This is a genomic window from Lampropedia puyangensis (assembly GCF_004833285.1).
Classification (GTDB): Bacteria; Pseudomonadota; Gammaproteobacteria; order Burkholderiales; family Burkholderiaceae_C; genus Lampropedia; species Lampropedia puyangensis.
This window is the reverse complement of sequence record NZ_STFG01000015.1, coordinates 60,241-74,052: the sequence shown is the minus strand read 5'-3', so window position 1 is coordinate 74,052 and position 13,812 is coordinate 60,241. Positions and strand designations below refer to the sequence as shown.

Annotated in this window: 13 protein-coding genes; 11 read left to right on the top strand and 2 right to left on the bottom strand. The window is 53.4% G+C overall.

Features of this window, described 5'->3' with window-relative positions; genetic code table 11:
- Nucleotides 1-258: 258 nt before the first annotated feature.
- The 7 genes from E9531_RS12860 to E9531_RS12830 all read left to right on the top strand — a co-directional run bounded on the left by E9531_RS12860 (nucleotide 259) and on the right by E9531_RS12830 (nucleotide 7,183).
- The gene (locus tag E9531_RS12860) at nucleotides 259-2,055 is read left to right on the top strand and encodes a nitrite/sulfite reductase (RefSeq protein WP_136574174.1); all 1,797 of its coding nucleotides are present in this window, start codon (nucleotides 259-261) and stop codon (nucleotides 2,053-2,055) included.
- Between the two features lie 82 nt (nucleotides 2,056-2,137).
- Nucleotides 2,138-2,545, top strand: coding sequence for a DUF934 domain-containing protein (locus tag E9531_RS12855; RefSeq protein ID WP_136574173.1), 408 nt, complete (start codon nucleotides 2,138-2,140; stop codon nucleotides 2,543-2,545).
- Complete coding sequence (locus E9531_RS12850) at nucleotides 2,542-3,174, top strand: phosphoadenosine phosphosulfate reductase domain-containing protein (protein WP_136574172.1); 633 nt, start codon at nucleotides 2,542-2,544, stop codon at nucleotides 3,172-3,174. The genes E9531_RS12855 and E9531_RS12850 overlap by 4 nt, the downstream gene beginning before the upstream one ends.
- Nucleotides 3,175-3,211: 37 nt before the next feature.
- Nucleotides 3,212-4,171, top strand: coding sequence for a sulfate adenylyltransferase subunit CysD (gene cysD / locus E9531_RS12845; protein WP_136574171.1), 960 nt, complete (start codon nucleotides 3,212-3,214; stop codon nucleotides 4,169-4,171).
- Between the two features lie 104 nt (nucleotides 4,172-4,275).
- Complete coding sequence (locus E9531_RS12840) at nucleotides 4,276-5,634, top strand: sulfate adenylyltransferase subunit 1 (protein ID WP_136574170.1); 1,359 nt, start codon at nucleotides 4,276-4,278, stop codon at nucleotides 5,632-5,634.
- Nucleotides 5,635-5,722: 88 nt separating this feature from the next.
- Entirely contained in the window at nucleotides 5,723-6,052 is a 330-nt protein-coding gene (gene fdxA / locus E9531_RS12835; protein WP_136574169.1) for a ferredoxin FdxA, read from the top strand.
- Nucleotides 6,053-6,085: 33 nt separating this feature from the next.
- Nucleotides 6,086-7,183, top strand: coding sequence for an NAD(P)/FAD-dependent oxidoreductase (locus tag E9531_RS12830; protein ID WP_136574168.1), 1,098 nt, complete (start codon nucleotides 6,086-6,088; stop codon nucleotides 7,181-7,183).
- 117 nt (nucleotides 7,184-7,300) lie between these two features.
- On the opposite strand, the gene E9531_RS12825 is transcribed toward E9531_RS12830, so the two are convergent.
- Entirely contained in the window at nucleotides 7,301-8,086 is a 786-nt protein-coding gene (locus E9531_RS12825; protein WP_136574167.1) for a MetQ/NlpA family ABC transporter substrate-binding protein, read from the bottom strand.
- Nucleotides 8,087-8,808: 722 nt separating this feature from the next.
- Here E9531_RS12825 and infA point away from each other — a divergent pair.
- Entirely contained in the window at nucleotides 8,809-9,054 is a 246-nt protein-coding gene (gene infA / locus E9531_RS12820) for a translation initiation factor IF-1 (RefSeq protein WP_136574166.1), read from the top strand.
- Between the two features lie 129 nt (nucleotides 9,055-9,183).
- On the opposite strand, the gene E9531_RS12815 is transcribed toward infA, so the two are convergent.
- Nucleotides 9,184-9,768 carry a peroxidase-related enzyme gene (locus E9531_RS12815; protein ID WP_136574165.1) on the bottom strand — a complete coding sequence of 195 codons (585 nt, stop codon included), beginning with the start codon at nucleotides 9,766-9,768 and terminating at the stop codon, nucleotides 9,184-9,186.
- A gap of 325 nt (nucleotides 9,769-10,093) precedes the next feature.
- On the opposite strand from E9531_RS12815, the gene E9531_RS12810 reads away from it, so the two are divergent.
- The 3 genes from E9531_RS12810 to E9531_RS12800 all read left to right on the top strand — a co-directional run bounded on the left by E9531_RS12810 (nucleotide 10,094) and on the right by E9531_RS12800 (nucleotide 13,794).
- Nucleotides 10,094-11,701 carry an ABC transporter ATP-binding protein gene (locus tag E9531_RS12810; protein WP_136574164.1) on the top strand — a complete coding sequence of 536 codons (1,608 nt, stop codon included), beginning with the start codon at nucleotides 10,094-10,096 and terminating at the stop codon, nucleotides 11,699-11,701.
- Nucleotides 11,702-11,767: 66 nt separating this feature from the next.
- A complete protein-coding gene (locus tag E9531_RS12805; protein ID WP_136574163.1) occupies nucleotides 11,768-12,883 on the top strand; it encodes an ABC transporter permease in 1,116 nt (371 codons plus the stop codon).
- Nucleotides 12,883-13,794 carry an ABC transporter permease gene (locus E9531_RS12800; protein ID WP_136574162.1) on the top strand — a complete coding sequence of 304 codons (912 nt, stop codon included), beginning with the start codon at nucleotides 12,883-12,885 and terminating at the stop codon, nucleotides 13,792-13,794. Before E9531_RS12805 ends, E9531_RS12800 begins: the two co-directional genes overlap by 1 nt.
- Nucleotides 13,795-13,812 lie beyond the last annotated feature (18 nt).

The following is a 13,812-nucleotide window of genomic DNA, read 5'->3' as shown; positions in this document are numbered from 1 at the left end:
AAGCCCGAATTGGCTTTGCCCAGTTCGGGCTTTGCTTTTACTGCAGCACGTCCATCTAGTTCCTCAAAATCGCATCTAGACATGCCCTCTTATATTCTTTTTTAAATATACATATCAGACAAATCATTCTTTTGAAATAGAAGGCAGCGTTGCTACAGTAGCGCCCTGATCAACTGGTGGCGCATGGAACATCTGCCTTACATGCCTGCCAACGCCACCTGATCCTTACGTATACAAAACGATAGCCAGCGACTCCCCATGTACCAATACACCGATTTCGATAAAGACTTCGTCCGCAAGCGTTCAGAGCAGTTCCGCGACCAGCTCGAACGCTGGCAAAACGGCAAAATCAGCGAAGAAGAGTTTCGTCCGCTGCGTTTGCAAAATGGTTGGTATGTACAGCGCTATGCCCCGATGCTGCGCGTAGCTGTGCCGTATGGCGAGATTTCAGCGCCTCAATTGCGTGTACTGGCACAAATTGCCAAAGAATACGACGACCCCGAAGCACAGGTATACCAAGAGGCTTTGAAGACGCAAGGAGCCATGGGCACTACGTATTTGCCCACGCACTATGCCCACTTCACTACACGCACGAATGTCCAGTTCAACTGGATTCCACTGTCCAAGTCTGCGGACGTGATGGATTTGCTTGCCAGCGTCAACCTGCACGGCATTCAAACCAGTGGAAACTGCATTCGTAACACCACGACGGATGCACTAGCCGGTGTTGCTGTGGATGAAATCGTCGATCCTCGCCCCTACGCAGAAATTTTGCGCCAATGGACCACCCTGCACCCTGAATTCGCCTTCTTGCCACGCAAATTCAAAATCGCCATCAGCGGCGCCAAGGAAGACCGCGCAGCAACTGGCTGGCACGATGTGGGCTTGCACCTCGTCAAAAACGAGGCTGGAGAAGTTGGTTTCAAAGTATTTGTGGGCGGCGGCATGGGCCGCACCCCCATTATCGGCACACCGATCCGGGACTTCCTGCCCTGGAATCAGATCATGAACTACATTGAGGCCATCGTGCGTGTGTACAACGAGCATGGCCGCCGTGACAACAAATACAAAGCCCGCATCAAGATTTTGGTCAAATCAGAGGGCCAGCAATACATCGACGATGTCGAAGAAGAGTTCCGCCAGATTGTAGAAGTCGATGGCGGTCCACACACCGTGCCTGATGCCGAACTCGCACGCGTGAAGGCCTGTTTTGTAGACCCTGACCTGAGCCATTACCCCACACTGACCGGCGAAGCAGCCACAGCACTGTTAGCAGAGCAAGCTGCCAGCGACGCCAAATTTTCCCGCTGGCTCAAACGCAACGTACGCCCACACCGCACAGCAGCTTTGCGGGCAGTCACCCTGTCATTCAAGCGCGTGGGGCAAGCCCCTGGCGACGCATCGGCAGAGCAAATGTTTGCACTGGCCGATTTGGTAGATCAATTCTCCGCAGGCGAAGCCCGCGTCACACACGATCAAAACGTCGTGCTGCCTTGGGTGCATGCTTCACAATTGCATGCCCTGTGGCTGCGTGCGCAAGAATTGGGCTTGGCCAGTACAAACGTGGACTTGCTCACCGACATGATTGCCTGCCCAGGCGGCGATTTGTGTGCTTTGGCCAATGCCCGTTCACTGCCTATTGCAGCCGTAATCACTGAGCGCTACCAAGATCTGGACGAGCTCGATGACATTGGCGATATCGATCTGCACATCAGCGGCTGCATCAACTCCTGCGGCCACCACCACAGTGGGCATATTGGCATTTTGGGTGTCGACAAGGATGGCAAGGAGTGGTACCAAATCACCGTCGGTGGCGCCGACGGCGCAGACCTCTCCGGTCCGGCACAAGCAGGCAAAGTGATTGGTCCCTCCTTTTCTGCAGCAGAAGTGCCAGACGTGATTGAGGCCGTACTGAGAACTTACCGCGACTTGCGCGAAAACGGCGAACATTTCATTGATACCGCCCGCCGCGTTGGTGTAGCACCTTTCAAAGAAGCCGGAGCCGCAGCACGTCACCCCGCAGCAGAATCAACTGAAGTGGCAACTGCCGAGTAAAACACCTACCACGCGCTGAATTGGCGGCTAGCGCAAGAACTGGCCTTAAACCAACACCGCGCGTCTGAAAGAAAACCCGAACATGCGTTTACAGGTACTCACCCACGACCAGCACCAGGCCCCAAATGAAGGCGACACAAAAATTCTGGTGCTGGCCAACGATGCCGATGCCCTTGCCGCCCCACTTGAAGGCGTCACCCGCATCGACCTCGATTTCCCAGCATTCACTGATGGCCGTGCGTTCAGCCAAGCCTACCTGCTTCGCCGTCGCCGCCAATTCTCGGGCGATATCCGCGCGACAGGTGATGTGCTGATTGACCAACTGCTGCAAATGGAGCGCAGCGGCTTCTCCACCGCCGTTCTGAAAGAAGGCGTTGACCCTACCGATGCCCAGCGCCAGTTAGAGCGTTTCTCGCAAGGCTTTTATCAGGCTGATGCCCTCAACAACAAGCCGCATTTTCTGCGCGAAGGCACATCGGAGGCCGCATGAGCACTGCCGACACACTGGATCTGACGCTAATCAACCAAACACTTGGCCACGATGCGCCCGCTTTGGTCACATGGGCATTAGGCTTGGGTAAGCGCGCCATCGTCACCACCAATTTCCGCCCTTTTGAAGCGGTGATTTTGCACATGGTTTCGCGCATACAACCTGACGTGCCCGTGGTGTGGATGGACAACGGCTACAACACCGAAGCAACGTACCAGTTTGCCGACCAAGTGACCAAGCAATTGGGTCTGAATCTGCGCATTTATCTGCCCCTGCGTTCACGCGCGCACCGAGAGGCTGTTGATGGCGCCACCCCCGCACTGGACGATCCCCGCCACGCCGCCTTCACCCAAGAGGTAAAGCTCGAACCGTTCACACGCGCCCTGCGCGAAACAGCCCCACAAGTGTGGTTTACCGCCTTGCGCGCAAGCGACTCAGCCGTACGAGCACAAATGGAGCCGGTGAGCATCAACCCTGATGGGCTGATCAAGGTAGCGCCGCTGCTGCACTGGAGCGCAAAAGACCTGCACGAATACTGCCAGCAACACGGCTTACCCAATAACTTTGACTACGTGGATCCCACCAAAGGTGAAGACCGGCGCGAATGCGGCTTACATCTGGCCCATTGAAGGCCCATGGACCACACCCCTTGCTTTGGATAATCCCATGAACGCACGAATCGAATCCGATGTGATCCAGTCGGCCTTATCGCACCCGGTCACACACCAACTGAGCAACAGCCATCTCGATGCATTAGAAGAAGAAACCATCTTCATTCTGCGCGAAGTGGCGGCCAGTTTTGAACGCCCTACGCTATTGTTTTCTGGCGGTAAAGACTCGCTGGTCATGCTCAAGTGTGCAGAAAAAGCCTTTGGCGCCGGGCGAATTCCATACCCCCTGTTGATGATTGATACCGGTCACAATTTCCCGGAGGTCACTGAATTTCGTGACCGCCGCGCCAAAGAACTCGGGGCCGAGTTGATCGTTCGCAGTGTCGAAGATTCGATGGCGCGCGGAACTGTGCGCCTGTCTCACCCGGGGGAGAGTCGCAATGCCCATCAATCTGTCACGTTACTGGAAGCTATTGAGGAGTTTCGCTTTGACGCACTGATCGGCGGCGCGCGACGCGACGAAGAAAAAGCCCGCGCCAAAGAACGCATCTTCAGCCACCGCGACAGTTTCGGTCAGTGGCAACCCAAAGCCCAACGGCCTGAATTGTGGACACTCTTTAATACCCGACTCGCACCGGGCGAGCACTTCCGCGTATTTCCCATCAGCAACTGGACTGAGCTGGACGTGTGGCAATACATCGACCGCGAAAACATCGAATTGCCAAGCCTCTACTACGCACACCAACGTCCAGTCGTAGAACGCAAGGGCCTGCTGGTGCCAGTCACGGAACTCACCCCTGCAAAAGATGGTGAAGAAGTCGTACAGCGTGAAGTGCGCTTTCGCACCGTGGGCGACATCACATGCACCTGCCCCGTCGCCAGCTCGGCTGCATCGGCAGCAGATATCGTGGCGGAGACTTTATCAGTCACCGTCAGCGAACGCGGCGCCACACGCATGGATGACAAAACCTCTGACGCATCCATGGAAAAACGCAAGCGCGACGGCTATTTCTAACCGCCTGCGAGAGGCCAGCCACAGCAGCGCAAGCTGCATTTTTTGATCCCATTGCATTTGCGGCAGCGACAGTCACCCACTGTGCCGCCCTTGAGTTCTAAGCTATGAGTACCACCCACCACAACGCCCTGCGCTTTATTACCTGCGGTAGCGTCGACGACGGCAAATCGACCTTGATTGGCCGCTTATTGGTTGACAGCAAAAGCGTATTGCAAGACCAACTCGCTGGTGTGACACGCCATAACGCCTCCAGCAAAGAGGAAATCGACTTGGCCCAACTCACCGATGGTTTGGCCGCCGAACGTGAGCAAGGCATCACCATCGATGTTGCATGGCGTTATTTCTCTACTGCCAGTCGCAAATTCATTATTGGCGATGCGCCAGGCCATGAACAATACACCCGCAATATGGTCACAGCCGCCAGCAACGCCGATGCGGCTGTCGTGCTGGTGGACGCTACCAAACTGGATTGGCAAAATCCTGAGCTGCAATTGTTGCCCCAAACCAAGCGCCACAGCCTGCTGGTGCATCTTCTGCGCGTGCCTTCGCTGATTTTTGCCATCAACAAACTCGATGCTGTGCAAGACCCAACACAGGCATTTCAACATATCAAAGGCGCACTACAACGCTTTGCCCAAGCAGAGCATCTGATCGCAACAGCCATCGTGCCCATATCCGCCCTCAAAGGTTACAACGTTGTTCAAGCCGAAGCTGACTTTGCAGGCTACAACGGCCCGGCGCTGCTGCCACTGCTTGAAGGTCTGCCAGCTACCGCTGCTGATACTCAATTGCCTTTGGCTTTCCCTGTGCAATGGGTTGAGAAATTCTCATCCTCGGCCGACACCAGCAAAAGCCGCCGTGTATTTTGGGGCCGCGTTGCTACAGGCGCACTGCACGCAGGACAAGATGTACGCATTTTCCCAGCCAATCGCCCCGCGCGTATTGTCGAAGTACTGAACCACGTTCGCCATGCCGAGTCCGTTTCTGCAGGCAACAGCGCTGGCGTTTTGCTGGATCAAGAAGTGGATATCTCGCGTGGTGACTGGCTGTTGGCCACAACGCCAACAACCGAGACTGTGACCACCAGCGAGTCAATTTCAGCATTCGATGATTTCGACACCCCAACTACAGCCACTCACGCATGGCCCGCTCAACGTGAAATCACGGCCACCATCGCTTGGATGGACGATGAGCCCGCTGCCGTTGGACGTGTGTACTGGGCGCTGCACGGCCATCGCTGGGTAAAAGCCAAAATTCGCCGGATCGTGCAGCAACTCAACATCCAAACCCTGCAACGCGAAGCTGCCGATCATTTGGCACCCAATGCCATTGGCACCGTAGAACTCGTCTTGCAAGAAGCCATTCCTGCTGCTCCTTACAGCCAAAGTCGCGCACTGGGCGCCATGATTTTGGTAGATACCGCCAGCCATAAAACCGCTGCTGCTGTACTGGTCAACGATTAAGGACGCCCCATCCTCAGCGCAGCCGCGTTAAAATATGGGGTTTCCCCGCGTTTCATAACCATTACTACATTCTTTTTCTGAGCCTGTCATGACACACGTCGTCACCGAAAACTGTATCAAGTGCAAATATACCGATTGCGTCGATGTGTGTCCCGTCGATTGTTTCAAGGAAGGGCCTAACTTTCTGATCATCGACCCAGACGAATGCATCGACTGCGCCGTTTGCGTACCGGAATGCCCGGCAGAAGCCATCTTTGCCGAAGAGGATGTGCCTGCTGATCAGCAAGAATTCATTCAAATCAATGCCGATTTGAATGAAAGCGGCAACTACAAAACCATCACCAAGCGCAAGCCAGCCATGGAAGATGCTGATGAGTGGAATGGTAAAACCGACAAGCTGCAATTTTTAGAGCGCTGATTCTATTGTGCCCTCCTGCGCGTTCAACCCTCTATGACATCCAGCCCGACGCAAAGCAGCGACAGCTTCACTACCGAGGTAGTCGTGGTCGGCGCCGGACCCGCGGGCCTCTTTCAGCTTTTTCAACTCGGTCTTCAAGGCATTGCCTGCCATGCCATTGATGCGCTCCCCCACCCGGGCGGGCAATGCGCAGAGTTGTACCCACACAAACCCATCTACGACATCCCCGCTATTGGCTGCGTTACCGGCGCGCAACTGGCCAAGCAACTGCACGAACAACTCAATCCATTCACGGTTGGTTGGCACTGTGGGCATACCGTCATTGCCATTGATCAAACCAATGCGGGTGGCTATACCGTACGGACTGACCGGGGACATGCCATTGAGTGCAAAGCGGTGGTTCTGGCACTTGGCGTTGGTGCGTTTGTGCCGCGCAAGCCCAAACTGGAGCAATTGGATGCATTGATTGCACAGTCCAAACAAGTCTTCTTGCAATCACATGACCGCGCAGCACCCGTGGCAGGTCAACACGTGATCGTGTTTGGCGGGGACGAAGCGGCAGTACAAAAAGCTTTGACCTTAGCAGCGCTCCCCACCAATGAACGCCCCCATCGCATCACACTGCTGCACCGCAGGGACGTATTCAAAGCCGATGCAGCTGCACTTGCTCAGCTAGATGCACTTCGCGACCAAGGTGTTGTACAAGTGGCCGTTGGGCAGCTGCAGGAACTCCACACCAGCCCGCGCAATACGCAGCAGCAACTCGACTCACTGCAAATTACCGACAATGATGGGCAAACACAAACGCTTGAAGCAGGCATCTTGCTCATCTACCAAGGCATCTCACCCAAGTTAGGTGCCATGTTGGATTGGGGGCTGGAACTCGACTCCAAGCATATTGCCGTCAATCCAGCGACACAGGAAAGCAGTCGCGAAGGGATCTTTGCCATCGGCGATATCGCAAGCTATCCCGGAAAGCGCAAATTGATTGCCAGCGCCTTTCATGAAGCGTTAATGGCCTCCTACGCAATTGCAGAACGCTTGCATGGCAAAAGCCCACTGACGCTCTACACCACCACTAGTACCATCCTGCTGGAGCGTTTGGGCCAGCAGCCGGTCGAAAAAATCTAGGCAAAATACACTCTGCGCAATCCGCTATAAAACAAAAAAGCCAAGCTCTATGCAGCTTGGCTTTTTTCATAGGGCAAAAAACCAGCAGTTTTTTGCGCCGCAGTTAATGCAAAAGCATTAAAACGCAGGAACGATAGCACCCTTGTACTTCGTGTTAATGAACTCACGCACTTTGTCCGTGCGCAATGCCTCTGTCAGCTTTTGAATCGCAGCGTCATTCGCATGATCAGCCCGCGCAGCAATGATGTTCACGTACGGCGACTCACTCCCCTCCAACAGCAGTGCATCGCTGGTAGGAACCAAGCCCGCTTCAAGTGCATAGTTGGTGTTGATCAAGGCTAAATCCACGTCATCCAATGCTCTCGGCAAGATGGCTGCCTCTAACTCACGGAACTGGAGTTTCTTGGGGTTCTCTGCGATATCAGAGGCTGTGGAAGTGATATTGCTGCTGTTTTTGAGTTTGATCACCCCGTGCTTGTCGAGCAACAACAAAGCACGGCCAGAGTTGGAAGGATCATTGGGAATGGCCACGACCGCACCATCTTTCAAGTCCACAATGGCCTTGATTTTTTTGGAATAAGCGCCAAAGGGCTCCACATGAATACCGCCATTGGGCACCGCCACAATATTAGTCTTGCGGTCTTTATTGAAATTGGTCAAATACGGCTGGTGCTGAAAAAAGTTCGCATCCAATTGTTTTTCTTCCACCGCAGTATTGGGCAGCACGTAATCGGTGAATTCCTTGACCTCCAAGTCAATGCCTTGCGCCTTCAAGTCAGGCTTGACGAACTCCAGCAGTTCAGCATGCGGCACAGGAGAGGCCCCCACCACCAATTTAGTTTGCGCATGGGCACCAAACGACACAGCCAAGGCAGCAACCAAAGGAAGTAATTTTTTGATCATGAATATCCTCGTTGATTCGAAAAGCGTTGCCAAAAATCTTTTTTCACCATCTGTCCAGACCAAGCGCAAACAAAGCAAGCGTTGATCCCCAATCATCTGGCGATCAATAGACTGCGGCTAACAACCGGATCAAATTGTAGTGGCGACATCATCATTCCACATAAGAATATAATATTTTTATTAAATAACATTTTTGGTATATAAATTTTTATGAAAATTAGCACACACATGCCACTAACGCGCAAGTGTTAAACAAATCAAGTACAAACTAAATAGCCAAGAACCAGACCAATACCCTTCGCCCTTTGTACTTTTGCCAAAGCATGGCTACAATTGCGGGTTTACTTGAATTTGTTTTGGCTGTGTTTGTGTGAGATGTGCGCTTGGCATGCACGCATAAATACTTCGTGTTAAGCGCAATTCTGTCTAGTTGTCTCCAGCGTTCGAAAGAACCAATTGATGCTCTCCTCTCTGCCGCCAGCGAGGAGTCTCGCGATCAGACGCCTGCCAATAAGTGCCTGCCTCTGATCGCCATCGGACAGCAAAGCCTAACGCACACAGCCGTTTTCGCTGGTTTCTGCAAATTGTGTGCTAAAGCGCCGCGAACCTCGCTTTCTGTGATTAAAGCGTGGGCGCAGGCTGCAGGCTTTGCAAGAAATCAGATTATCAAATGCCGCACACTCTGCAAGCTGTGCGCACCTTTTTGGGAAATTCTAAGCACCATGGCAAAAGAAGAATTGATTGAAATGCAAGGCTCCGTAACGGAAGTTTTGCCTGACTCGCGTTTTCGCGTGACACTGGAAAACGGCCACGAATTGATCGCCTATACTGGCGGAAAAATGCGTAAGCACCACATCCGCATTTTGGCAGGTGACAAGGTCACACTGGAAATGTCTCCTTATGACTTGAGCAAAGGCCGCATTATTTTCCGGCACTTGCCAGGTCGTGGCCCAGTTGCTTCAACCTAAAACCCTGCGGGTACGCTGCCCCACTGCATTGACCAACACGCTATGTGCCTATGTATTAATTAGTTAGGTGCGCACGCTCACCAAGCAGTTACGTTGAGAACGGCCACAGATCTGTGGCCATTTTGCTTATCACGCCAATTTTGGTGGCCTCGGCATTCGCCCCATCAGATAAAACTCAGGGTTGGGCATGAAGCCTGCGGCATTAGCCAAACGATTGGACATGCCAAAAAACGCAGTAATGGCAATAATGTCCCAAATGTCTTCATCGTCAAAGCCATGCGGATGCAGCGCTTGAAAATCTGCCTCTTCAATCGCGTGGGACTGAAGGCACACCTTCATCGCAAAATCGAGCATGGCACGTTGCCTTGGCTCAATACTGGCTTTGCGGTAATTGATAGCGATTTGGTCTGCAATGCGTGGTTTTTTCTCATAAACACGCAGCAGCGCCCCATGGGCGACCACGCAATACAGGCATTGATTGGCAGCACTGGTAGCGGTAACGATCATCTCCCGCTCCCCTTTAGTCAACGAACTGTCTTGACGCTCCATCAAAGCATCGTGGTAAGCAAAGAAAGCACGCCACTCTGCTGGGCGCCTTGCGAGGGCCAAAAACACATTCGGAATAAAGCCGCTTTTCTCCTGAATCAGCACAATCCGATCTTTGATATCTGCAGGTACATCTTGCAATTCCATCAGCGGGTAGCGTTTACTCATGCTTGTCTCCATCAAGTTTTGTTATCTCTCATGCGTTTCAACGGGATAATACAGAGCTTGCCAACAATTGGCCTGAGGCTTTTCACTAGCCTTGGGTGCACTACTGAAAAAGACCACCCTCACCCAGCGAGAGAAACAGCACAGTGGCAACCATAATGAGTAGCGCAACATGGGGTGTTGCACGATTAAGGTTTCCGAGTAGCCCATTGGCACTCAAGGCTGCAAAGCGCATACCGCTACTTCGAGGCTGAAAATTTCTGGCCTGTTTTGTGCTGTTACCTCCATTAGAGTTTCCTGCCCTGCGCCCTACTTTCTGATTCATCGCATGAGCACTTTGCCACAACCGGACCATGAATCCTTCGAGCTTTCGCAGCTGGAAGAACCAACCCCTGCCCGTCTGCTATTGCAAGGGATCACAAAAAAATACCCTGGCGTGGTTGCCAATGACGGCATTGATTTACGCGTTGAGCGCGGGCAAATTCATGCCATTTTGGGTGAAAACGGCGCAGGCAAATCTACCCTGATGAAAATCATCTATGGTGCAGTGGCACCAGATGAGGGCAGCATTGCATTCGATGGCGCACCCATTGCCATACGCTCGCCACAGCAAGCACGGCAGTTGGGTATTGCCATGGTGTTTCAGCATTTCAATCTCTTTGATTCACTGACCGTTGCTGAGAACATCTGGCTTGGCCAGGACAAGAGCATGGACCGAGAAATGCTCGGCGTGCACTTGGACGAAGCAGCTGCCGTGTTTGGTCTGAATATTGAGCCCGATCGCCCTATGCACACCCTGAGCGTGGGCGAGCGCCAAAAAGTAGAAATTCTGCGCAGCCTTGTCACCCACCCCAAACTACTGATTCTGGATGAACCGACTTCCGTGCTCACACCGCAGGCAGTGCAAAGCCTTTTCCAAGTACTCAAACGCTTAGCGCAGTCAGGCTGCAGCATTTTGTACATCAGCCACAAGCTGCACGAAATACGACAGCTGTGCGATACCTGCACCGTCATCAGCCAAGGACAAGTGCGTGGCGTGGTCAATCCAAGACAAGAAAGTGATGCTTCATTAGCCCGTTTAATGATTGGCGCGGAACCGCCAGCAACGCCTCAACGGCATAGCAGCCCAAAGGAAGTGGCGCTTGAAGTAAACGCGCTACATCTGCCCAAATCGCACACCTACGGCATGGATTTGCACAATATCAACCTGCATGTACGTGCGGGCGAGGTCGTTGGTATCGCAGGCATCTCTGGCAACGGACAAAATGAGTTGCTGCAAGCCTTATCGGGTGAGGATACTCGGGCAGCTCACGAACAGGTGGTGTTGTTTTCACAAGCTGCGGGCAAAAAGAACACACAACAACGTCGCGCAGAATTTGACTTGCATTTTGTGCCAGAAGAGCGGCTAGGTCGCGCCACGGTACCCAGTATGTCGTTAGCGCAAAACCTGCTGCTGACACGCCCCTTATCCCGTGGCCCGTTAGGCTGGATTAGCCCGCGCCAGTTACGCGACAAAGCCCTGCACCTCATTCGCACCTTCAACGTCAAAGCGGCCGGTAGCCACGCTGCAGCACGCTCACTCTCAGGAGGCAACTTGCAGAAATTCATCATGGGCCGCGAAATTGATGCCAACCCGAAGGTGTTGATCGTTGCCCAACCCACTTGGGGTGTGGACGTTGGCGCAGCAGCGCAAATCCGTACGCACTTGCTGCAACTGGCTGAAAAAGGTTGCGCAGTGCTGATCGTCAGCGAAGAGATTGAAGAACTGTTTGAACTGTGCGACAGGTTGTATGTCATCTCCAACGGTCAACTATCCCCATCCTTACCAAGGGCACAGGCCTCTATCGAAAAAGTCGGCTTATGGATGAGCGGCCTTTGGGAGCAACCCGCCGTATCTCAATCACAAACTCATCCTGAAGTGGCCACGATGGTTTAACCAGGCATGCGCCCCATCTATCCACCACTGCCAATTTGAACGCTTTGCCCTTGTTTTGCTAATCCGATGAAAATCATTTTAGAAGCCAGACCACAGCCCTCACGCGCATGGTCGTACTGCTCACCTCTATTGGCGTTGTTGGTGACGGTGCTGCTGGGCGCCGTCATTTTCTCCCTCTCCGGCAAATCCCCCATTCAAGGCATTTCTGTCTTTTTCTGGGAGCCCATCAAAAATGCTTACGCTTGGGGGGAAATTGCCACCAAGGCCACACCGTTACTATTGATAGCACTAGGCTTAGGGCTGTGTTTTCGCTCCAACATCTGGAATATCGGTGCTGAAGGGCAATTTGTACTGGGCGCCATCACTGGTGGCTGGGTGGCCCTGCAAGCAGGTCCCGCAACAGGCGCATGGATCATTCCTCTGATTCTGTTGGCTGGTTGCCTTGGCGGCATGGTATGGGCAAGCATTGTGGCGATCCTGCGTGACCGTTTCAACACCAATGAAATTCTCGTCAGCCTCATGCTGGTCTATGTAGCCATTCAGTTATTGGCTTACTTGGTCTATGGGCCATGGAAGGACCCTGCAGGCTACAACTTCCCACGTACTGCCACATTCGATGTCGCCACACAACTTCCGCGCTTAATGGCAGGCTCGCGAGCCAATATCAGTGTGGCATTGGCCTTGTGTGCGGCATTAGCCATGTGGTTTTTCATGTTTCGCACCAAAGCAGGCTTTGCCCAGCAAGTTGGAGGCTTAGCCCCCATGGCAGCACGCTACGCAGGCTTTTCTGCACGGCGCACCTTGTGGATGGCGCTACTAACTTCCGGTGGCTTAGCTGGTTTGGCCGGTGCACTGGAGGTCATTGGGCCCGTAGGCCAGCTCAACCCCCATGTCCCAGTGGGCTACGGCTTTACGGCCATCATTGTGGCCTTTGTGGGGCGACTCCATCCTGTCGGCATGGTGTTCTCAACCGTCTTACTATCGATGTTTGTCATCGGCGGCGAACTCTCGCAATCGCAACTCGGTTTGCCAAAATCCATCTCCAGCGTCTTCCAAGGGCTGCTGTTGTTCAACCTGCTGGCCTGTGATGCCTTGGTGAATTACCGCATCCGCATCAAACGCACGGCCGTGCCGCATACGCAACCAAGCTCAGCATCAACAACAACCAAAGGGGTTGCGTAATGGATTTACTCATCGCATCCACGCTCAGTGCCGGCACCGTCATCGCCCTGGCAGGTCTTGGTCTGTTGATCAATGAAAAAATTGGGGTTGTTAACCTTGGCGCAGAAGGCATGATGCTGTGCGCCGCCATTGCAGGTTATGCCACTGTAGTGCATACAGGTAGCTTTACCCTGGGCTTACTAGCTGGCATTGGTGCCGGCGCTTTACTGGCACTGCTGTTTGGTTTGCTAGTGGTGTTTTTGCATACCAACCAATATGCCAGCGGCTTGGCATTGAGTATTTTTGGCGTGGGGTTCTCAGCCTTTATGGGGGTGGATTACGTGCAAGCCAGCATCCCGGCAACGCCCAAATTCAGCATTCCCGGATTGGCCGATCTTCCCTTTATCGGCACAGCCCTGTTTCGCCAACATTGGATGGTTTATCTCACCATCGCATTGGCCATTTTCTTGACTTGGTTCTATGGCCGCACACGTACAGGTCTGCTGTTGCGCTCCATTGGTGAATCGCCCGAATCTGCACATGCATTAGGGTATCCCGTGCGCGCCATTCGTTTGGCCTGCATCACGATTGGAGGCGGTCTTTGCGGCTTGGCGGGCGCCTATCTGGCCACTGTATACAGTTCGCTGTGGGCTGAAGGCATGGTTGCTGGCCGAGGTTGGATTGCTCTGGCACTGACCGCATTTGCAACATGGCGCCCTGCCCGCGTTCTGTTAGGTGCTTATCTGTTTGGCGGCATGACCATGCTGCAATTCAGTATGCAGGCCAGTGGTGTGCAAATTCCCAGTCAGTTGCTGAGCATGCTGCCTTATTTGGCCACCATCGTGGTATTGGTGCTGATTTCGCGCAACCCAGCCTGGATTCGCACCAACATGCCAGCGTCCCTTGGCAAAGCTTTTTCGCCCGGCAGTTGAATGGGGGGCACAACAGCC

Coding starts and splice junctions, on each gene's coding strand:
- E9531_RS12860 (WP_136574174.1), top strand. CDS start 259: ATGTACCAATACACCGATTTCGATAAAGACTTCGTCCGCAAGCGTTCA.
- E9531_RS12855 (WP_136574173.1), top strand. CDS start 2,138: ATGCGTTTACAGGTACTCACCCACGACCAGCACCAGGCCCCAAATGAA.
- E9531_RS12850 (WP_136574172.1), top strand. CDS start 2,542: ATGAGCACTGCCGACACACTGGATCTGACGCTAATCAACCAAACACTT.
- cysD (WP_136574171.1), top strand. CDS start 3,212: ATGAACGCACGAATCGAATCCGATGTGATCCAGTCGGCCTTATCGCAC.
- E9531_RS12840 (WP_136574170.1), top strand. CDS start 4,276: ATGAGTACCACCCACCACAACGCCCTGCGCTTTATTACCTGCGGTAGC.
- fdxA (WP_136574169.1), top strand. CDS start 5,723: ATGACACACGTCGTCACCGAAAACTGTATCAAGTGCAAATATACCGAT.
- E9531_RS12830 (WP_136574168.1), top strand. CDS start 6,086: ATGACATCCAGCCCGACGCAAAGCAGCGACAGCTTCACTACCGAGGTA.
- E9531_RS12825 (WP_136574167.1), bottom strand. CDS start 8,086: ATGATCAAAAAATTACTTCCTTTGGTTGCTGCCTTGGCTGTGTCGTTT.
- infA (WP_136574166.1), top strand. CDS start 8,809: ATGGCAAAAGAAGAATTGATTGAAATGCAAGGCTCCGTAACGGAAGTT.
- E9531_RS12815 (WP_136574165.1), bottom strand. CDS start 9,768: ATGAGTAAACGCTACCCGCTGATGGAATTGCAAGATGTACCTGCAGAT.
- E9531_RS12810 (WP_136574164.1), top strand. CDS start 10,094: ATGAGCACTTTGCCACAACCGGACCATGAATCCTTCGAGCTTTCGCAG.
- E9531_RS12805 (WP_136574163.1), top strand. CDS start 11,768: ATGAAAATCATTTTAGAAGCCAGACCACAGCCCTCACGCGCATGGTCG.
- E9531_RS12800 (WP_136574162.1), top strand. CDS start 12,883: ATGGATTTACTCATCGCATCCACGCTCAGTGCCGGCACCGTCATCGCC.